Annotated in this window: 13 protein-coding genes; 5 read left to right on the top strand and 8 right to left on the bottom strand. The window is 54.5% G+C overall.

Translation table 11 applies throughout. From position 1 onward, the window contains the following. Positions 1-16: 16 nt before the first annotated feature. Both RUDLU_RS0107045 and RUDLU_RS0107040 read right to left on the bottom strand, forming a co-directional pair. The gene (locus tag RUDLU_RS0107045) at positions 17-2,452 is read right to left on the bottom strand and encodes an ABC transporter permease (protein ID WP_019987657.1); all 2,436 of its coding nucleotides are present in this window, start codon (positions 2,450-2,452) and stop codon (positions 17-19) included. Between the two features lie 94 nt (positions 2,453-2,546). Next, positions 2,547-4,976 (bottom strand): ABC transporter permease, encoded by a 2,430-nt coding sequence (locus tag RUDLU_RS0107040; protein ID WP_019987656.1) that lies wholly within the window; start codon positions 4,974-4,976, stop codon positions 2,547-2,549. 36 nt (positions 4,977-5,012) lie between these two features. Here RUDLU_RS0107040 and RUDLU_RS0107035 point away from each other — a divergent pair, with 36 nt between their 5' ends. Beyond that, on the top strand, positions 5,013-5,456 hold the full coding sequence (locus RUDLU_RS0107035; RefSeq protein ID WP_019987655.1) for a hypothetical protein: 444 nt from the start codon (positions 5,013-5,015) through the stop codon (positions 5,454-5,456). Between the two features lie 2 nt (positions 5,457-5,458). Here the strand turns inward: RUDLU_RS0107035 and RUDLU_RS0107030 are convergent, their stop codons facing one another. Beyond that, complete coding sequence (locus RUDLU_RS0107030; protein ID WP_019987654.1) at positions 5,459-6,136, bottom strand: ABC transporter ATP-binding protein; 678 nt, start codon at positions 6,134-6,136, stop codon at positions 5,459-5,461. A gap of 127 nt (positions 6,137-6,263) precedes the next feature. Further along, a complete protein-coding gene (locus RUDLU_RS0107025; protein WP_027302846.1) occupies positions 6,264-7,526 on the bottom strand; it encodes an efflux RND transporter periplasmic adaptor subunit in 1,263 nt (420 codons plus the stop codon). Between the two features lie 260 nt (positions 7,527-7,786). Between RUDLU_RS0107025 and RUDLU_RS0107020 the strand changes: the two genes are divergently transcribed. Next, on the top strand, positions 7,787-9,172 hold the full coding sequence (locus tag RUDLU_RS0107020) for a sigma-54-dependent transcriptional regulator (protein ID WP_019987652.1): 1,386 nt from the start codon (positions 7,787-7,789) through the stop codon (positions 9,170-9,172). A 28-nt stretch (positions 9,173-9,200) separates the two neighbouring features. Here the strand turns inward: RUDLU_RS0107020 and RUDLU_RS0107015 are convergent, their stop codons facing one another. Both RUDLU_RS0107015 and RUDLU_RS0107010 read right to left on the bottom strand, forming a co-directional pair. Next, the gene (locus tag RUDLU_RS0107015; protein ID WP_019987651.1) at positions 9,201-9,641 is read right to left on the bottom strand and encodes a cold-shock protein; all 441 of its coding nucleotides are present in this window, start codon (positions 9,639-9,641) and stop codon (positions 9,201-9,203) included. A 215-nt stretch (positions 9,642-9,856) separates the two neighbouring features. Continuing rightward, positions 9,857-10,594 carry a lysophospholipid acyltransferase family protein gene (locus RUDLU_RS0107010; protein WP_019987650.1) on the bottom strand — a complete coding sequence of 246 codons (738 nt, stop codon included), beginning with the start codon at positions 10,592-10,594 and terminating at the stop codon, positions 9,857-9,859. Positions 10,595-10,900: 306 nt separating this feature from the next. Between RUDLU_RS0107010 and RUDLU_RS0107005 the strand changes: the two genes are divergently transcribed. From RUDLU_RS0107005 to RUDLU_RS0106995, 3 genes are all read left to right on the top strand, one after another. Beyond that, positions 10,901-11,875: an acyl-ACP desaturase gene (locus RUDLU_RS0107005; protein ID WP_019987649.1), complete on the top strand. Its 975-nt coding sequence runs from the start codon at positions 10,901-10,903 to the stop codon at positions 11,873-11,875. A gap of 249 nt (positions 11,876-12,124) precedes the next feature. Next, positions 12,125-13,483, top strand: coding sequence for a sensor histidine kinase (locus RUDLU_RS0107000; RefSeq protein WP_019987648.1), 1,359 nt, complete (start codon positions 12,125-12,127; stop codon positions 13,481-13,483). 215 nt (positions 13,484-13,698) lie between these two features. Next, a complete protein-coding gene (locus RUDLU_RS0106995) occupies positions 13,699-16,575 on the top strand; it encodes a TonB-dependent receptor (RefSeq protein ID WP_019987647.1) in 2,877 nt (958 codons plus the stop codon). A gap of 116 nt (positions 16,576-16,691) precedes the next feature. On the opposite strand, the gene RUDLU_RS29635 is transcribed toward RUDLU_RS0106995, so the two are convergent. Together RUDLU_RS29635 and RUDLU_RS0106985 are read right to left on the bottom strand one after the other, a co-directional pair. Beyond that, on the bottom strand, positions 16,692-17,648 hold the full coding sequence (locus tag RUDLU_RS29635) for a hypothetical protein (protein ID WP_157580113.1): 957 nt from the start codon (positions 17,646-17,648) through the stop codon (positions 16,692-16,694). Between the two features lie 463 nt (positions 17,649-18,111). Further along, entirely contained in the window at positions 18,112-19,434 is a 1,323-nt protein-coding gene (locus RUDLU_RS0106985; RefSeq protein ID WP_019987645.1) for an Nramp family divalent metal transporter, read from the bottom strand. Positions 19,435-19,539: the final 105 nt, after the last annotated feature.

The following is a 19,539-nucleotide window of genomic DNA, read 5'->3' as shown; positions in this document are numbered from 1 at the left end:
TGACTCTTCCCCCTTTTTACTCACTTCGCAAACTCTTCACCGGGTTTACTCGGGCAGCCCTGATGCTTTGGTAGCTGACGGTGAGCAGAGCGATGAGGATGGCCAGGCCGCCCGCCCCCACAAAGACCCCGATACTCATGTCGATTTTGTAGGCAAATCCCTGTAGCCAGTGCTGCATGGCCCACCAGGCCACCGGCGAAGCCAGCAGAATGGCGATGGCCACGAGCTTGAGAAAGTCGCGCGAGAGCAGGGCCACAATGCCGAGTACCGACGCTCCAAGCACCTTCCGCACACCGATTTCCTTCGTACGCTGCTCAGCGGTAAACATGGCCAGCCCAAACAGACCCAGACAGGCCACAAAAATGGTCAGCCCCGCAAACAGGCCCAGAATCTGACCGGTTTTTTGCTCGGCGCGGTAGGTGTTGTTATAGCTTTCGTTCAGAAAAGTGTACAGAAAGGGCGCTTCGGTGCCGTAGGCCGTCCACTGTTTTTGCAGACTGGCGAGCAGGGCGGTAACCTCCGGGGTTTTAACCTTGGCAATCACCGAGCCGCCATTGTGTCCGTAGAGCATCACTAAGGGCGAAATGGGCTCGTGTAGCGACCGGAAATGAAAATCGTTGACAATACCGATCACGTGGTACGTGGCTTTGCGGCCGTTGTGGTCGGTGCGCGAAAGCGTATGACCAAGCGCTGCGTCGCCCCAGCCCAGCACCCGGGCGGCCGTTTGGTTCAGAATAACGGCCGTTGAGTCGGTACCGAACGCCCGCGAAAAGTTGCGCCCCTGCCGAATCTGCATCCCCAATGTCGGGATGTACCGCTCATCGACCTCGTAGGCCAGCGTTTTGAACAGTTGCATGGGGCTGTTGTCGGGGTACACCGTGAAGTTGTTGGAGTTGGAAGGCCCCGCAGGTACATACCCCGATACGGTTGCGTTGGTCACGCGGGCATCGCGCAGAAGTGCCTGCCGAAACTGTTCTTCTTTGGCCCCCAGTCGCCACGTTTCGCGCATAACCAGCACCTGCTCTTTGTCGTAACCGAGCTTTTTGTGCTGGATAAACTGAAGTTGTTGGTACACCACCGTGGTGCACATGATGAGGCAGATAGAAACAAAAAACTGAAATACAACCAGCCCCCGGCGCAATCCGATGCTTTGGCTACCCCCCGCCAATTTGCCGGCTGACGAACCACCCTTCAGTACGTTGACCGGCCGAAATGCCGACAGAAAAAAGGCCGGATAGCTGCCCGCCAGCAAGCCCACCAGCAGCCCGAACACCAGCAGACCCGGCACCAGCCAGGGAACCGATTGAAACGAAAGCGTTAATGTTTTGCCCGAGAGGCTGTTGAAATAGGGCAGGGCCGCGTAGGCTAACACCAGCCCGAGCGATAGCGCCAGCAGCGTCAGCAGAATCGATTCGCACAAAAACTGGCCGACCAATTCCTGCTTCAGAGAGCCCATCACCTTGCGAATACCCACCTCCCGCGCTCGCTTCGACGACCCCGCTGTGCTCAGATTCATGAAGTTGATGCAGGCAATAAGCAGCATAAAGAGCGCAATAGCCCCGAACATGTACACATACCGGATATCGCTGCCCGGCTCAAGGTCAAACGGGATGTCGGACCGCAGGTGAATGTCGGTGAGGGGTTGCAGAAACAGCCCGACCTCATTGCCTTTTTGCCGGAACTGACTCAGGCTCATACCCATAGACTGTTTGAGTTGCGGGCCCATGTATTTTTCGATCACCTGCGGGAGTTTGGCTTCCAATTGGTGATGGTCGTACCCTTCAGGTAGTACGAGGTAGGTAAAGAAATTGCTGGCCATCCAGGTTGGCTCCCGGGCTTCGTCGAGGCCCGCCATGGAAGCGAGCATATCGAAATGAAAATGGGCGTTGGTTGGTATGGGTTCTATCACGCCCGTAACCCGAAAGGCACGGTTCCAGCCCTTAAACGTGAGCACCTTACCCATGGGGTTGGTGGTACCGAAGTATTTCTGCGCCAGGGTGGTCGTAATCACAGCCGTGTTGGGCGCGTTGAGGGCCGTTTGGGGGTTGCCCTGCCGGAAGGGCAGCGTAAACACCTCGAAAAAATTGGAATCCACATAGGCGATATTCTCCTCCCGAAACGCTTTGTCGGCATAGGCCACAACGGGCGTACCGGCATCCCGAATCCGGGTGGCTTCGAGCACCTCCGGGTATTCGGCTTTGAGGGTCTGGGCCACGGGGGGCATCACGGTGGCCTCCCGAATTTTCTCGTTGTTGATCGAGGCCCGGAAAATGACCCGCACAATCCGGTCCGCTTTGGTGTTGAACCGGTCGTAGCTCAGTTCATCGAATACAAACAGGCTGATGAGCAGGCAGGTAGCCAGGCCAAGAGCCAGCCCTACCAGGTTGATGGCCGAGATACCCTTGTGGCGCATCAGATTCCGCCAGGCGATTTTCAGATAGTTTGTTAACATGGGATGAAAGGGAGAAACGGAGGAAGGCAGAAGGGAGGAAGGCAGAAGGGTGGAAGGAATGGCCGCGCTTGCGTTTCCTCTCCTCCTTTCTCCTTTACTCCGTTTTTAGTGATTTGGCAGGGTTCATGAGGGCGGCCCGAATGCTTTGGTAGCTAACCGTGACAAGGGTAATCAATAAGGCACCCATGCCGACTGTCACGAAGAGCCACGGGCTGATTTCGATCCGGTACGCGTACTTGTCGAGCCACTGATGCATGCCAAACCACGCGATGGGAACGGCTAAACAAAGGCCCATGAGCGCCAGCCGGATGAAATGCCGCGAGAGCAACAGAACAATACCGGGAACGGTAGCTCCCATCACCTTGCGAATGCCTATTTCCTTGGTTCGCTGCTCAACCGTCAGCAACGCAATGGCAAACAAACCGATGCACGACAAGACCACGGCAATCCCCGACGCCAGACTCAGAACCTGCGAAAAAACGGTCTCGTTCTGGTACCAGGCGTCTACGTTCTCGTCCAGAAAGGAGCCCATAAACGGCGACTGCGGGGCTACCGTCGCCCAGGTTGCCTTTAGCTTGTCCATCGCGACCGGTAGGTGTTGGGGCAACACCCGAACAAAAATATAATGCAGTGGCTGGCTGTTGGACAGATAGAGTGTGATAGGGCGCGTTTCGTCGGCTACTGAGTACAGCTGAAAGTCGGGCACCACGCCGATAATCTGCGCTTTGTTGCCGGTGGTGTCGGCATCGTCGCCGAGTAGCATTCCCACCGGATTGGGCTTGCCCAGCAACCGGGCCATGCTCTCGGTAATGACTACCCGGTTGGCAGAGTCGGTGGCAAAGGTCCGGCTAAAATCGCGGCCGGCCGTGGGTTTGATGCGTAAGGTCTGGAGGTAGTCGTAATCGACAAACAGTACATCCGAGACAATATCTTTGCCGTTGCTGGTAAACCCAAACGTAGTCCGCGAGGTGACCCGGTCTTTACCTTTGCCCAAATTTACGCTCGCTCCTGTCAGCGACAGAATTGTGGGGTCGTGGGCCAGTACCTGACGTAGCCGCCCGAGCACCTGCCGCCCGTCGACCTGTGTTCCTACCGGGATGCTGATAACCTGCTCTTTGTCGAAACCAAGCGGCATTTGACGCAGAAAATCGACCTGTTCAAAGGCAATCAGGGTACAACAGGTGAGCAGGCATGAGAGCGTAAACTGAGTGATGAGCAGGGCGTTGCGCAGGCGGCTTGGTCGGCCGGTTGCGAGGTTGCCTTTAAGTACCTGAACGGTTTGGAGCCGGGTCATTTGCCAGGCTGGGTAGCCGCCCGCCATGAGCGTTACGAGCAGAAAAAGGGCCAGAATCAGGCCAATAAAACCAGGCTGGTAGGCCTGAGCAAGCGTTAGGTGCGCCCCAAATGTGGCATTGAATGTTGGCAGGAGTATGACGGCGAGCGTCAGACCAGCTACGAAACCGAGCCCGCACAACAACGCCGATTCGCCCCACAACTGCGCAAATAAGCTCCGAGAAGGCGCACCGAGCGATTTCCGAACGCCCACCTCTCGCGCCCGCGTCACTGAGCGGGCAATGCTCAGGTTGATGAAGTTGATGCAGGCAATAAGCAGGATAAAAAACGCCAGCCCCAGCAACACGTAAACAATGGCGATAGGCGTGCCTTTGCCGTCGTTGATTTCGCGGTTGAAGTGCACATCGCGGAGTGGTTGCAGCCGAATCGCCAGCTTATCGCCCCGGTCATCGGGTTGGGCCTTTTTCTGAATCAGGTCGTCGAGTCGGGTGGTAAAATACTTCAGCGAGAACGGTTTCAGCCGGGCCTCAAAGCTGGCCTTGTCGACATGAGCCGGTAGCTTCACGAAAACCATTGGTCCGCCGTCGTTCCAGTTGTTCAGGCGGGCCGCGTAATTGGGCGAGCGCTCAATCCGAACCAGGGCGTCGTACTGAATGGTTGAGTTGGTGGGGGCATCGGCCAAAACGCCCGTTACCGTAAAGTCGGTTAGTTGGCCATCCTGTCCAAGGCGCAGGCGCTTCCCAATCGGGTTGGCCGTTCCGAACACATCCTGCGCCATGTTTTCGCTGATGACCACACTGCCGGGGTCGCGCAGGGCCGAGGCCCGGTGACCCGCCCGCAGCGGGAACGAAAACACGTTTAGAAAGTCGGCGTCGGTATAATTGATAAGCTTTTCGTAATACGTACCCTCCGACTCGACCAGGCTCTTGCGGCCGGTCATCACGCGGGTAACGGCCTCTGCCTCCGGAAAATCAGCCTTGAGGGCCGGTACAACGGGCATGGGCATGGCTCCGGTTCTGAGCGGCTTTTCGGGGTCGTTGGCAAACAGGTAGGTCTGATAAATCCGGTCACTGTCGGCGTGAAACGAATCGAAAGTAAGTTGCTGATAGGCAATCAGGGTCAGGAACAGGCTGATGCAAAACGCCACGGCTAACCCCAGCATGTGAATAGCGGCATACCCCCGGCTACGCCACAGAGTGCGGCAGGCGATTTTGAGGAAGTTGTGGAACATACTGGAGTTAGTTAAGTTTGTAAAAAGCGATGTCTTATGTATTTCCCATCTACAACGCAACCGACGTTTGCTCACGAAGACCTTGGCGTTTGGGCGCCCATTGAGCATCAGCGTGTAATTGCCAGGCTGACGGTTGGTTTGGGGGTCTTGTATTATCGGGAGCAATGCATTCGGTTGGAGCCACTACCTGAAACGATGCTCGATCAGGGTAAAGCCAGCCAGGTCCCAGACCTTCTACTCCGCGATAATGAAGCCGCACAGACACCCGTTATCATCGAAGTTTGTCACACTGACGGACTAAAAGGGGATTTACGAAAAATCATACAACTCATTGATGATGAACTGTATGGTATTCGGGAGGGATTCCTGTATGACTATCGAACCGGTCGATGGCTCCGTTACCGGCTGGGCGATGGCGGCCTCACCACCGAAACCGCCTTCTCCGAAGTCCTGAATCTGGATCTGAACGGGTTTTTGTAGTCCTACACGTGGAAATTTTCGGTCACCACCCGGCCGTCGAACAGGTTCACAATCCGGTGGGCAAACCCTGCGTCGTAGGGGGAGTGGGTTACCATGATAATCGTGGTGCCTTCGTCGTTCAATTCGCTCAGTAGCTTCATCACTTCTTCGCCGTTGGTCGAGTCGAGGTTACCGGTAGGTTCGTCGGCCAGAATCAGTTTGGGGCGGGCCACCACGGCGCGGGCAATGGCCGTGCGTTGCTGTTGCCCGCCCGAAAGTTGCTGCGGAAAGTGATTGCGCCGGTGCATGATGTTCATGCGGGTGAGGGCTTCTTCTACCCGGACTTTACGCTCGTCGGCGGGGGTTTTGAGGTAGAGCAGTGGTAGCTCCACGTTCTCGTACACGGTCAGCTCGTCGATCAGGTTAAAGCTCTGAAATACAAACCCGATAGAGCCCTTGCGGAGCTGGGCCCGCTGCCGCTCGGTCATGCGGGCTACGGGGGTTCCGTAGAAATTGTACTCCCCATCGGTGGGGTTGTCGAGCAGGCCCAGAATGTTGAGCAGGGTCGACTTGCCGCAACCCGACGGCCCCATAATGGCGACGAACTCCCCGTCGCGCACATCCATCGTAATCCCGTTGAGGGCCGTGGTTTCTACCTCTTCCGTCGCGAAGAGTTTTTGTAGGTTGATGGTTTGGATCATGATTTTTTGGTTGATTCACTGGTTTATTACACAGAGATTCGCAGAGAATAAAGGAGATTCACAGAGAGGTTTTAGTGGTTCTCTGCGTATCTCTTTTCCCTCAGTGCATCTCTGCGTACCAATTTTCCTAAAACTCCAACACCTCGTTATCGCCGAAGTTCTCGTAGCTGCTTGTAATCACCTGCTCGCCGGGTTGGAGACCTTCCAGTACTTCATAGTACTCAGGATTCTTGCGGCCGAGGGTGATGGTGCGCTTGCTCGCCCGCTTACCCGTATTATCGAGCACATAGACCCAGTTGCCGCCCGTGTCGGAGAAAAAGCCCCCCACCGGCAATAAGGTCGCTTTGGCAGCTTTGCCCAGCTCCAGCCGGATCGGCGACGATTGCCCCCGCTTGATGCCCTGCGGCAACCCGCCTTTGTTGGCCTCTTTCACAAACGTCATGTCAATTTCGAACCGACCGTTGCGCACCTCCGGGTACACCCGGCTGATGGTGAGCGGGTATGTTTGGCCGTTGAACTCAAATGAGCCGTTCAGGCCGGCGTACACCCGGCTGATGTAGTGCTCATCGACCCCGACGCGCATCTTGAACCCGTTCAGGTCGTCGATCTGACCGATGTTCTGCCCCCGGTTGATGTTGCTACCCACCTCCACGTCGATACTCGACAATTGGCCCGATACGGGCGCCTTCACCACCAGGTTATCGAGCGTTTGTTGCCAGAGGGTCACGTTGCGTTGTGTCCGGTTGAGGGTACCTTCCAGTTGCTGAATCTGGAGTTTGGCGTTTTCTTCCTGATACCGCTGCGACTCGGCCTCAATTTCCCGCTGTTTCAGCAGCCGCTCGTAAGCACGCTTGGCTTTCAGGAAATCCTCTTCCGATACTACCTTGTCTTTGATTAACTTAGTCTGCCGGTCGTAGGTGTCTTTGGCCTGCTCAATCTGAGCGTCGAGGTCGGCCAGGGTTTTGCGGAGGGCAAACCGCTCTACACGCAGCCGTTGCCGGGTGTTTTGCAGTTCGTTGACCAGTCGGTTCGCTTCCGTTTCGGATTGCAGAAAACTCAGTTTAAGGTTCTGATTTTCCAATTTGAGCAGTACCTGCCCCTTGCTTACCTGCACCCCGCCCTCAACCAGCTTCTCGGTCACGTAGCCGCCTTCGATGGCGTCGAGCCGGATGGTTTTAAGCGGTTGTACAACGCCCGTTACGACAATAAACTCTTCAAACGAACCCGTCGAAACAGCGGAGACGGTCAGTTTTTGCCGGTCGACGTTCAGCCGGGAGCGGTGATCGGCAAAGAGTAGAGTGTAGGCGAGTAGTCCGAGCAACAACGTACCCCCCGCGGCCATTGCCAGGCGCTGTTGGGTCCAGAAACGTTTAGGTAAGGCGCGATCCATAATAGCAAACGAATGAAACTGCGAACGAGGTTTTCGTCCGGTGTCTTATTCATTTCAAGTGTCGTGCCAAGTTGGGTAAGTTATTAATTGTCAGGGATATAGTGGTGGTGTGGGCTGTGTTTTACGTCCGGCCACGGACAAGCTTTCGTCCGAAAGCGGACAGCCTTGACAACCGGTGTATATTGCAGCTGTAAACAACAACTGACAACGCGTATTTGCCGATAGCCTCAGCGATGGTCATTACGCATTACACATTAGTTATGGCCCGTATCCTGATTATCGACGACGACCCTGATGTACTCATGGCTGCCAAGCTGCTGCTCAAACGGCATTTCGGCCATGTCGACATTGAGAAAAATCCCGAACGGATCCCGTTTTTGGTTACCAACGGCCGTTACGATGCTATTCTGCTCGATATGAATTTTCAGCGCGACCTGAGTAGCGGTCGCGAAGGTTTTTTCTGGCTCGACCGAATCCTCGACATCGACCCCTCGGCTTCGGTGGTGCTGATTACGGCCTACGGCGACGTTGAAATGGCCGTGCGAGCCATGAAAGTAGGCGCCAAAGACTTTGTACTAAAACCCTGGCAGAACGATAAACTGCTGGCTACGCTCCGGGGAAATTTAGGCGGGAAAGACGATGCCGAAAAAGAGGAACGGAGTAACTCGGCAAGCCGGGGTGGCCGGTCAAAAACAGCCGCTTCTGGCACTGCTTCCTCGTTTATTGCCCAAAGCCCGGCTATGCGGCAGGTGCTCGACACGGTGAGCCGTGTGGCCAATACTGACGCCAACGTGCTCATTCTGGGCGAAAACGGCACGGGTAAAGACCTTATTGCCCGTATGATTCACGAACAGTCAGGCCGGAAAACAGGACCGTTCGTTTCAGTTGATGTGGGGGCGCTGAGTGAGTCTCTGTTTGAGAGTGAGCTGTTTGGCTACGTGAAGGGGGCCTTTACCGATGCCCGCGACGACCGCAGCGGCCGTTTTGAAGAAGCGCAGGGTGGTACTATTTTTCTGGACGAAGTGGGGAATATCACGCTGCCCCAACAGGCTCGCTTGCTCACGGTACTGCAACAGCGGCAGGTGACCCGACTGGGTAGCAACAAACCCCGGCCCATCGACGTCCGGCTTATTTGCGCCACCAACGCCAACCTGGCCGAACGCATCGCCAACCGCGAGTTTCGGCAGGATTTGCTGTACCGGATTAATACCATTGAGGTGCATCTGCCGCCCCTCCGCGACCGCCCCGACGATATTGTGCCGCTGGCTGAGCATTTTCTGAATATCTACCGCAAGCAGTACGGGCGGACCGTTACGGGCCTGAGTCCAGCTTTGGTGCGGCATCTGAAACAACACCGGTGGCCGGGCAACGTGCGCGAGTTGCAGCATGCTGTAGAGCGGGCTGTAATTCTGGCGGGCGAGTCGGTGCTGGAGCCGGGCGACTTTTTCGGTGGGTTGGGTGGGTCTACGTCGTGTATGGTTTCGCCCGTCAGTGCCGCAACCGAATCCATGCAGCTCGACGACATGGAACGGCGCATGATTCAGCAGGCTATGCAGAAATACGGCGGGAACATTACCGATGTAGCCCGTGAACTGGGCCTGTCAAGACAGGCCCTGTACCGGCGGCTTGAAAAATACGGAATGTAAAGAGGGGGGTGGGTAACCCCGGAGTCGACTACAGCTTTTCGACGTTCACCGCGTTGAGCCCTTTGGGGGTCATGGTGGTCATGAAGCTTACTTTGTCGTTTTCATTGAGTGGACCGGCCAACGCGTTGATGTGCACAAAAATGCTCTCCTGCGTTTGTTTGTCGCGAATGAAGCCGTAACCTTTCGATGCGTTAAAGAACGTCACTACGCCCTGACGGGTGGTCGGTTGGGCATCGGCCTCGGTTTGCTTGGGTACACCAATCTGAATATCAGCTTCGTTGATTTGCCGCTTCTTGGTAGGATCGGGTGGGGTAGAGGTGATGTTGCCGTTTTCGTCAACATACGCCATCATCTGGTCCAGAGACTGGCCTTTCTGCGCGTTGGCTTTCCGGTTTTCTCTCTTTTCCTGCTTGTCTTTTTGCCGTTTCTGGCGTTGTTTTTCTTTTTCCTTTTTGCTGAAGGTTTCCATGATAACTGTTTTTTCTCGCGGGTGGATCATGGATGCGTACAGCATGATTTTGGTTCGAGAGTGATACCCCTTTACGGCTAAAACGACCGGATAGTTACGGAGAATATACCGGTCCTTTAGATAAAGAACCGTATCTAACTAAAATAAGTTGAGGGTAGACCAAATTAGTTTTTGACGGTCTTTTTTTGCTCCCTGAATGTCTCAAAATGGCTTTGTTAAGACACGCCCAGCCGCTCCCTGATGGCGTCTTCGGCCAGTTTAACGACCGCTTCGGCGGGTTGCCCGGCGGGGTCGATGGGCGCCAGAACCGTCCACGACATCGGTGTAAACGAACGCAGTGGGAAGACACCCTTCGGGTTGAACCACCCCGTATGCTCAATCACAATCGGCACTACCAGCGCCTTGGGGGCTTTTTTGAGGAGCACCCCTACACCGGCAGTAGCGAATGGTTTAAGTTTGCCCGACGCCGACCGGGTGCCTTCCGGAAAAATCACTGCCGACTCGTTACGGTCGCTAATCTGTTTCCCCAGCCGGGCAATCTCGACAACGGCCTGTTTGGGGTTGCTGCGGTCAATGAGGGCGGCTCCGCTTTTACGGAGATTGTACGAAATGGCCGGGGTGCCGTGGGCCAGCTCGATTTTAGAGACAAACGTGGGGGTGTGGGCCCGCAGAAACCAGATGATGGGCGAGATGTCGAACATGCTCTGATGGTTGGCCACGAAAATAAGCGGCCGGTCGGTGGGGAGGGGGGCCTCCTGCCGAAACCGGATGGTGCTCCCCGTGAGGTACCAGCCGTAGGCAATGCCCGCATTCATCCAGTCGACTACCCGTTTGTGAGCCGGTCGGCCCAATAGGCGAAATGAGAGCACTTGCAGGACATGGAAGACCAGCAGCAGCAAAAAGAAATAAAGCAGGTACACACCGCTTAGTACGTAATCGAGCAGTCGTTTCATTGGGGTGCAAAATTAACGTCCTTCCCATTTGTTCGGCAGAAAAAGCCCGGAATGTGTGGTAAGCCCCCTAAAATCTTCGTTCTTTTGTATTTATTTGAAAACATGCTTTGTCTGTCTGAACACTCAATAGGGTAGTTGCACTCAGTACTAGACATTAGATGTTGGACATTAGACGTTAGACTTCTCTACAGAATGGTAGTAAGTCTAATGTCTGGTATCTGAAGTCTGAATGTCCATTACTGAAGTAGTTGCACACGTTCACCTGGTTTTGGTTCAAACAATAAGGTCTTTATCTGTAGGTTGATTATGACACTTTCTGGTTCACGTTTGGATGTGATGCGCTTCGTCGGCGAAAAAATGGACTCATTTCTTGAAGAATATCTGAAGCCCATTGATACAAACTGGCAACCCGCCGACCTGCTGCCTGATGCTACGCGCGAGACGTTTTTCGATGAGGTGAAGCAGTTGCAGGAAAGCACCCGCGAACTCTCGTACGACTACATGGCCGTGCTCGTTGGCGATACCATTACCGAAGAAGCCCTGCCAACGTATGAATCGTGGCTGGTGGATATGATTGGGGTGGAACAGGAAAAAGCCGACGGCTGGATGCGCTGGATTCGGGCCTGGACCGCCGAAGAAAACCGCCATGGCGACCTGCTGAACAAGTTTCTGTACCTCTCGGGCCGTGTTAACATGCGCGCCATGGAAGTTTCGACTCAGTACCTGATTGCCGACGGGTTTGACATTGGTACAGGCAAAGATCCTTACCGTAACTTTATCTATACTTCGTTTCAGGAGTTGGCCACCAACCTCTCGCACCGCCGGACGGCCACCCTCGCTAAGCAGGCAGGTTGTACGCAGCTGTCGAAAATCTGCGGGGTTATTGCGGCCGATGAAATGCGTCATGCCAAAGCCTACAAAGCGTTTGTGAGCCATATCATGGCCGTCGATCCGTCGGAGATGATGCTTGCCTTTGAGGACATGATGAAGAAGAAGATCGTAATGCCGGCCCACTTCCTGCGCGAAACCGGCGTGAAAATCGGGCAAACGTTCAGTCATTTCTCCGACGCGGCTCAGCGACTCGGCGTGTACACCACTCAGGACTATATTACCTTGCTCGATTCGCTCCTCGAAGATTGGAATATTGGGGCTGTTACCGACCTCAACGATGCCGGTCAGCGCGCCCGCGATTACCTCATGGCCTTGCCCAACCGCTTACGTCGGGTAGCCGAACGGACCAAGGTGCCCAACCTGGCCTACGAGTTCAGCTGGATTGCTTAAGAAAGGTTTATGGCGGCCGGCGTTCCGGTGCTGGGTTTATCGTTTTTGGTTTATCGTTTTTGGTTTGGGTTTTGCGGTTTGTGTTCCGGTTCCTGGCCTTTGAAAGGGAATGGTTTTGATGGTGAGTGGTGTATACTTATTTCCGCTCAAGTCCGAAGCCGGGTCGCCAACTGCCCCTCCAAAAACCCAAAACCATAAACCAAAAACAACAAACCAAGACGTCGGCCGTAACTCCTAAACCCTTACCGCATGAACCGTTTTGTGATGGGTATTGGCTGGCGGGTGGTGGTGCTCTTAGGGGTAGCCATGGCCACTGGGTACGCCGTTTGGGGGCCATACCCGCGGCTGTTGCCCGTACTTGGCGGGGTGGTAGGGCTTCTGCTGGCTGCCAATCTCTACCTGTACTGTACCAATACCAACCGGAAACTGATCCGGTTTCTGGAGTCGGTACAATATTCCGATTTCGCTATTTCGTTTCGGTCCGACAACACCCTGGGCCCAACGTTCCGCGACCTCAACGGGCAGTTCAACACCGTGCTGGAGGCTTTTCGGCAGGCACGGGCCGAAAAAGAAGCCAATCTGCACTATCTCAACACACTGGTTCAGCACGTGAATGTGGGGCTGCTTTCGTTTGAAAGTAGCGGCCGGGTCGAGTTGGTCAACCAAACGGCCCTGCGGCTGTTGGGGGTGTACCGGCTCCGTACCCTTGCCGATTTGCAGGCTACTCAGCCCGATTTACACAGTTGGCTTCTGGCCAATGCCGGGGCGGCCGTAGCTACCTATCAGGGTGGGCCGCAGGGCGAACTGACCGTGCGCTGCACGAGTGTGCGCCTGCGGGGGCGGTTGGTATCGGTAATATCGTTGCAAAACATCCGAAGCGAACTACAGCAGAAAGAGCTTGAGTCGTGGCAGAACCTGACCAAGGTGCTTCGGCACGAAATCATGAACTCCATTACGCCGATTGTGTCGCTCACGGGCACCATGCGCGATATTATCGAGGTTGATCTGCTGGGAAAGGACGACGCCCCGGCCGAAGACCTGTCGCCCACAGCGTTGGGCGCACTCAACGACCTGCGCGATGCCCTCAGTACGATCGAAAACCGGGGGCAGAGCATCATGCGGTTTGTGGATGCCTACCGGAGTTTTACGTCTATTCCACAGCCAAAGCTGACGGAAGTGTCGGCGCGGGAGTTGCTGATGGGGGTAGCCAACCTGGCCCAGCCCGATCTGAACCGGGAGGGGGTCAAACTGACGGTGGTAGTGCCCTCGCCCGTACCCATGTTGCTGGCCGACGCCGGGCAGGTTGAGATGATTCTGCTCAACCTGCTGCGTAACGCACTCGAATCCTTTGCCAAACCTACGCCCGGTGCGGCCATCCGGCTCGAAGCCTCAGTGGTAGATACCCACACGATTCTCGCCGTGATCGACAATGGGCCCGGTATCGAGCCCGAGGCTATCGAACAGATTTTTATTCCGTTTTACACCACCAAGAAAACCGGCTCGGGCATTGGGCTCAGTTTGTCGCGTCAGATCATGCAGCAGCATGGTGGCTCGCTCACGGTAGCCTCCGAACCGGGCAAAGGCAGTACGTTTCGGCTGGTGTTTTAGGAAGAGTCGGGTAAGAATAGTTGAGCATGAGGGGCTTTTTGTAAGTAGCTGAAATCTACGCTTGTTCCTCGCCAGCACCTCATCCACAAAAGACCTCAAAAGAGGATCGGGACAAATCCGTTGGGTATAAATAAACCTTCGGAATGATTATTAGTCCATACACAAACACCACCAATCCGTTGGGTTGTTGTTCACCGCCTTCTCGATCCTGATCTATGCACGCCTTCCTCATTCAAACCCGTTGCCAACTGGGTTACGCCTTCCTGTTTCTGCTACTGACCACGCACCTAAGCTTGGCCCAGCAAATCGGATCGGTACGTGGCACCGTCACCGATCCCAAGGGGGAAGCCCTCATTGGCGTGACCGTTCGGCTGGTGGCCCAAACCGACAGTAGCCTGCAACGCGGAGCCGTGACCGACGTGAGTGGTCAGTTTCTGGTCGAAAATGTGCCGACGGGGGCCTATCGGCTACTGGCTACGTTTATCGGATTCACCCCCGTTTCACAAACGGTTCAGGTTGATTCGGGACGGGTACAACTACCGACTATTCAGTTGAGCGAAACGGCCCGTGAGCTGAACGAAGTGGTGGTGAAGGGAAAAACCCTTACAGCTGAGCAGAAAGGGGATACGCTTCAATTCAATGCGAATGCATTTAAGGTAAACCGCGATGCGCAGGCCGAAGACCTTGTGCGCAAACTACCAGGTATTGATATGAGCGGTGGGCAGTTGAAAGTACAGGGCGAAAACGTGCGGGAGGTGCTGGTAGATGGCAAACCGTTTTTTGGTGACGACCCGACCGTAGCCCTTCGGAATCTGCCGGCCGAGGTAATCGACAAAATTGAAGTGTTCGACCGGCTGAGCGATCAGTCGCAGTTTACGGGCGTCAACGATGGCAACACGCTAAAAACCATCAATATCGTTACCCGCCCCGACCGCCGGAACGGTCAATTTGGTAAGGTGTACGCCGGAGCAGGTACCAACGAGACCTACGCGGCTGGGGGGAGTGTGAACCTGTTCAACGGCGACCGACGTATCTCGATTATCGGGCAAAGCAACAACATCAACCAGCAAAACTTCTCCAATCAGGATCTGCTCGGAGTGCTGGGTGGGGGCGGTGGTGGTGGCAATGCCCGGCGGGGTGGCCGTGGCAATGGTGGAGGCCGGGGTGGCCGTGGCAACGGTGGTGGCGGTGGCAGTAACGGGGGCGGCAGCACCGATAATTTTCTGGTGGGGCAACAAAGTGGTATCAACACCACTAACGCTTTTGGTATCAACTACACCGATACATGGGGGACGAAGCTGGCCATTCGCGGGAGTTATTTTCTGAATCAGAGCCGCAACCGAAATGAGCAGTCGCAACTGCGGGAGTATTACCAGAACATCGGCGACTCGACGCAGCGGTACCGTGAACAATCGGGCGATAATGGCTCCAACCTGAATCACCGGCTCAACGCCCGGCTCGAATATACCATCGACAAAAAGAATTCGCTGATTCTGACGCCCCGGCTGAGCTTTCAGACCAACACGGCTAACTCGCTCACCAACAGCGAAACCCGGCTTGGTAGTAGCTTGCTCAATAGGTCGGATAATACCTTTTCGGCCCGCAACAATGGGTATTCGTTTAACAACGGGCTCCTGTTTCGGCACCGGTTCGACAAACGCGGCCGGACGTTTTCCATCAACCTCAATACGGCGCTCAACGACCGCGACGGGCTGAGTATGCTGGCATCACGCAACGAGTTTTTCGAGATCGATACAACCGTGCGGCAGCTTCAGAACCAGCAAACTACCAACCGCTCAAACAGTTATCAGGTGTCGGCCAATGCGACCTATACTGAGCCCATTGGCAAAGGAATCCTGCAGGTTTCGTACAATGCGGGTATCAACCGGAGTAACGCTGATCGATATACGTACCGGCTCAATCCAGCCTCTGACCGCTACGACCGGCTCGACTCCCTGCTGAGCAACCGATTCGACAACGATTACCTTACGCAGCGGGCTGGCCTTGGCTACAATCTGGCGAACAAAACGGTGCGGATTTCGGTCGGGCTCGACCTGCAACGGGCCGATCTGCTCAGCCAGCAGTTGTTTCCGCGCGTGGGCGAAGTGCGCCGGGTGTTTACCAACGTGCTGCCTTCACTGACGGCCGATTACCGATTTACCGACGACCTGCGTCTGCGCCTGACCTACCGCACCGGTACGCAGGCACCGGGTATCAACCAGTTGCAAAATGTACTCGACAACACGAATCCCCTGCAACAATCTATCGGGAATCCCGGTCTGAAACAGAGCTATACCCATACACTTACCACCCGCCTGACCCATACCTCGGTCGAAAAAGCGAATAATCTGGTGGCGCTGCTCAATTTTGGCTACCTCAACGACCCCATCGGCTCGTCGCTGTTCATTGCCGACAGTGCCCAGTTTGTACCGGGCGTGGTCGCGTCGACGGGGCAGGGCGTGTTTCTGCAAAAAGGCACCCGACTCACGCGGCCCATCAACACCGAGGATGCCGTGAATGGGCGGGCGTTTGTTTCGTTCGGTACACCGGTGTCGTTTATCAAAAGCAACCTGAATCTGAATACCTCGCTCACGTACAACCGCACGCCGAGCCTGATCAACAACGCCGTAAACCGCGCCCATGCCTACGGGCTGAGTCAGGGTGTGGTGCTGAGTAGCAACATCAGCGAAAAAATCGACTTTGCCCTTTCGTACACCTTCGGCTACAACCGGGTCACCAATACGCTACGCCCGCAGCTCGACAACGATTACAGCACGCAATCGGCGGGGGCCAACCTGACCTGGAACCCCTGGAAAGGGCTGGTCATTCGCTCTGACCTCAACTACCAGCAGTACGCGGGCTTGTCGGGTGGGTTCAACCAGCAGTTTGCGCTCTGGAACGCGAGTATTGCCCAGCGGTTGTTCAAAAACCAGAATGGCGAGATCCGGCTGTCGGTTTTCGATTTGCTGAACCAGAACAACAGCATCAGCCGGACGTTTTCGGAAACCTACCTCGAAGATACCCGCTCGCTGGTGCTCAACCGCTATTTTATGCTGACCTTCACCTACAACCTGCGGCAGTTTAAGTCGTAGGAGAGGGCGTACGTAGCACCCAAATGAGAAGGGGTCAATGTCACGAGATAAGCTCTGACATTGACCCCTTCGGTATTCTGTACTAAATCAGGCCCGTTCAGTAAACGGATATTTGATTAGTTGCAACCGCCACTGATGATTACGGTTTTCGTTACCGATACATCTGTTGAGGCTACACCGCTGTTGCCTTTTACCGTAGCGGTCAGGGTAATCGTGTGGGTACCTACGCCCAAAGTAGGTTTGATTTCGTCAACTTTAGCGCAGATCGCATTGCTGATTGCATCGTTACCAGTGAAAGAGTCATTCAGCAATATTGATGAAGCGTACTGACCGTCTGTGCCGCTTAACAATGACGCGGTACCGAACGTACCTGCATTGCTATTGTATTTGAAGTCTGTGCCACTGATTACGGTATGACCCAAAGGGTACTCAGTTCCATCTACCGTGATCTTCACATTTTCGATGCGGCTGGTTATACCATCATCTGCAAGCAGGCTAAACGAGAACTTCAGTGGGTGTTGCTTTGAAGACATAGCCGACAAACCAGCCAATGTGGCGTTGATGGGTACTTCAGGGTCTACGCCCGGTACCGTCACCTGATAATTCCAGGCTGTTTTAGGCGCTACAACTGCCCCGGTAACATTGTATTTCCATGTCCATTTCCATCCCCGTGTGCCATTTACTGTTTTCGTGTATGTAAAGTTAGGCAGATCACCTCCGTTAAAGAATACACACTTGTCCTGGTTGACAGTGTTGTTCCCAATAGGGTCAGCAGCAGGGGCGGAAGGCGTAGCCTGAGTGGCACCACTTCCAGTTGTAATTACTAAGCCATATGGTGCTGATGTGGTATAAGCAGCTTTGGCGGCATTTTGATCAAAGCTGTAAGTAGCCTCTTCAGTAATCACAACATCAGTTACGTTAAGGTCAGCCATGATACCCTGACCTGTGGATGTAGATGATGCTTCTTTGGCACCTGCTGGACTCATTGACTCGCTGATGGCGGGATCTTTACAAGCTGAGAGGGCAGCTGCGAGGCTTGCCGCAACGCAAACTGATAAGATAGACTTTTTCATTGGTGTTTTTTATTAAGTGTTTTGGACTCCGTTTGTAAGAGTGATACGAAAGTAAGTAGAAGTGCTTAAGAGAAAAGCCAAGTTTATTAAACGGTATTTTAATGCCGTTTTTTTAATCTTACAGAATCAGTAGTAAATATTTTAGTGACTTTTATAAATAAATATATAATTCAATTGATAAATAATATATGAAAATTGATGCCGTTTGTGGACAGACGATGCTGTTCTGATTACATGACGTACTGATTCTAACTAATTAAAATAACTTATATTTGATCATATATACTTAGTATATGTTATATAGTTTTTCTGTAGAAATAAAGGTGAAATGCTGAAGTAATTTTAATAGAATGGGTATAGTGATTAAAATTGGAGACCTTATCAGGCCAGTAGTAAAAAGGCCTGGCCATACATAAGCCAGGCCCCTGAGTAGCACGGAAAAGAGCAATCACACATAATTACGCTACCCCAGCCAGTTAAGCGTATTCCAGAGTAGGTACGCATTGAGGGCGATGATGATAACCGCTACGGCCCATGCCGTGATGGTCACCCAGCGGGGGTTAACAAACCGGCCCATCTTGAGCCGATTACTGGTGAACCGCACCAGTGGCACCACCGCAAAGCTTAGTTGCAGGGACAAAATCACCTGACTCAGCACCAGCAGCTCGGCCGTGCCGCGCTCACCGTACAAAATGGCTACAATCATAGCCGGCACCACTGCCAGCAGCCGGGTTACCAGCCGCCGAACCCAGGGCTTTAGTTTCAGGTTCAGAAAACCCTCCATCACAATCTGGCCGGCAATAGTGCCCGTAAGGGTTGAGTTTTGGCCAGATGCCAGCAGGGCCACGCCAAATACAATACTGGCAACGGTGGAGCCGAGCAGGGGAGTCAACAGTTTGTAGGCATCATTAATATCGGCGACCTGCTGGTTGCCCGAGTAGTGAAACGTAGCGGCCGCCAAAATCAGAATAGCCGCGTTGATGAAAAAAGCCAGAAAAAGCGAGGCCGTCGAGTCGATCGTGGCAAACCGGATGGCCTGCGCGCGTCCTTCGTCGTTGCGGGCGTAATTGCGGGTCTGTACAATGCTGGAGTGCAGGTACAGGTTATGCGGCATCACAGTAGCGCCCAGAATCCCGATGGCTACGTACAGCATCCCCGGTGTGGTGACCACCTGGGCGCGGGGCACCAACCCACCGAGCAGGGCCGATACCTCGGGTTGTGCCAGCAGCAACTCGTAGGCGAAGCACAACACGATGATCAGAATCAGGCTACCCACTATACTTTCGATCAGTCGGAAGCCCCGCTGTTGCAGGTACAGGAGCACAAACACATCGAGCACCGTGAGGGCCACGCCAACGGGCAGGGGCAGACCAAACAGCAGATTGAGCGCAATAGCCGACCCAATCACTTCGGCCAGGTCGGTGGCGGCAATGGCAATTTCGGCCAGGGCCCACAACACGAGCGAAACCGGGCGCGAGTAACTGTCGCGGCAGGCCTGGGCCAGGTCGCGGCCGGTAGCAATACCCAGCTTGAGCGACAGATGCTGCAAGAGCATGGCAAACAGGTTCGAAATGAGGATGACCGACAGGAGCTTGTACCCAAACTGCGAGCCTCCGGCAATGTCGGTAGCCCAGTTGCCGGGATCCATATACCCCACGGCTACCAGCAGACCCGGCCCCGCATACGCAGCCAGCGTGCGCCAAAACCCCTTGTTGAGCGGCACATGAATACTACTGTGAACTTCGGGCAGTGAGTTCGTTGCGTTGGGCTGTCGCCAGGGTTTCATGCTACGTATTCGGTAAAAGATAAAGCGTCCATTGAGTACAGATAAGCTGAATTTGAGTTTTTGTTCGCCAAATCTAGATTTACGGCAAGTATACATCTAAAATTT

It is taken from the genome of Rudanella lutea DSM 19387 (assembly GCF_000383955.1).
GTDB classification, from domain to species: domain Bacteria; phylum Bacteroidota; class Bacteroidia; order Cytophagales; family Spirosomataceae; genus Rudanella; species Rudanella lutea.
The sequence above is the reverse complement of the archived record's forward strand: the minus strand, read 5'-3'. Positions and strand labels throughout refer to the sequence as shown.

Excerpts from the sequence above, each read along its gene's own strand:
- RUDLU_RS0107010 (WP_019987650.1), bottom strand. The coding sequence starts at position 10,594 with ATGAAACGACTGCTCGATTACGTACTAAGCGGTGTGTACCTGCTTTAT.
- RUDLU_RS0106995 (WP_019987647.1), top strand. The coding sequence starts at position 13,699 with ATGCACGCCTTCCTCATTCAAACCCGTTGCCAACTGGGTTACGCCTTC.
- RUDLU_RS0107005 (WP_019987649.1), top strand. The coding sequence starts at position 10,901 with ATGACACTTTCTGGTTCACGTTTGGATGTGATGCGCTTCGTCGGCGAA.
- RUDLU_RS0106985 (WP_019987645.1), bottom strand. The coding sequence starts at position 19,434 with ATGAAACCCTGGCGACAGCCCAACGCAACGAACTCACTGCCCGAAGTT.
- RUDLU_RS0107030 (WP_019987654.1), bottom strand. The coding sequence starts at position 6,136 with ATGATCCAAACCATCAACCTACAAAAACTCTTCGCGACGGAAGAGGTA.
- RUDLU_RS0107015 (WP_019987651.1), bottom strand. The coding sequence starts at position 9,641 with ATGGAAACCTTCAGCAAAAAGGAAAAAGAAAAACAACGCCAGAAACGG.
- RUDLU_RS0107045 (WP_019987657.1), bottom strand. The coding sequence starts at position 2,452 with ATGTTAACAAACTATCTGAAAATCGCCTGGCGGAATCTGATGCGCCAC.
- RUDLU_RS0107000 (WP_019987648.1), top strand. The coding sequence starts at position 12,125 with ATGAACCGTTTTGTGATGGGTATTGGCTGGCGGGTGGTGGTGCTCTTA.
- RUDLU_RS0107020 (WP_019987652.1), top strand. The coding sequence starts at position 7,787 with ATGGCCCGTATCCTGATTATCGACGACGACCCTGATGTACTCATGGCT.
- RUDLU_RS0107035 (WP_019987655.1), top strand. The coding sequence starts at position 5,013 with ATGTATTTCCCATCTACAACGCAACCGACGTTTGCTCACGAAGACCTT.
- RUDLU_RS0107040 (WP_019987656.1), bottom strand. The coding sequence starts at position 4,976 with ATGTTCCACAACTTCCTCAAAATCGCCTGCCGCACTCTGTGGCGTAGC.
- RUDLU_RS0107025 (WP_027302846.1), bottom strand. The coding sequence starts at position 7,526 with ATGGATCGCGCCTTACCTAAACGTTTCTGGACCCAACAGCGCCTGGCA.
- RUDLU_RS29635 (WP_157580113.1), bottom strand. The coding sequence starts at position 17,648 with ATGAAAAAGTCTATCTTATCAGTTTGCGTTGCGGCAAGCCTCGCAGCT.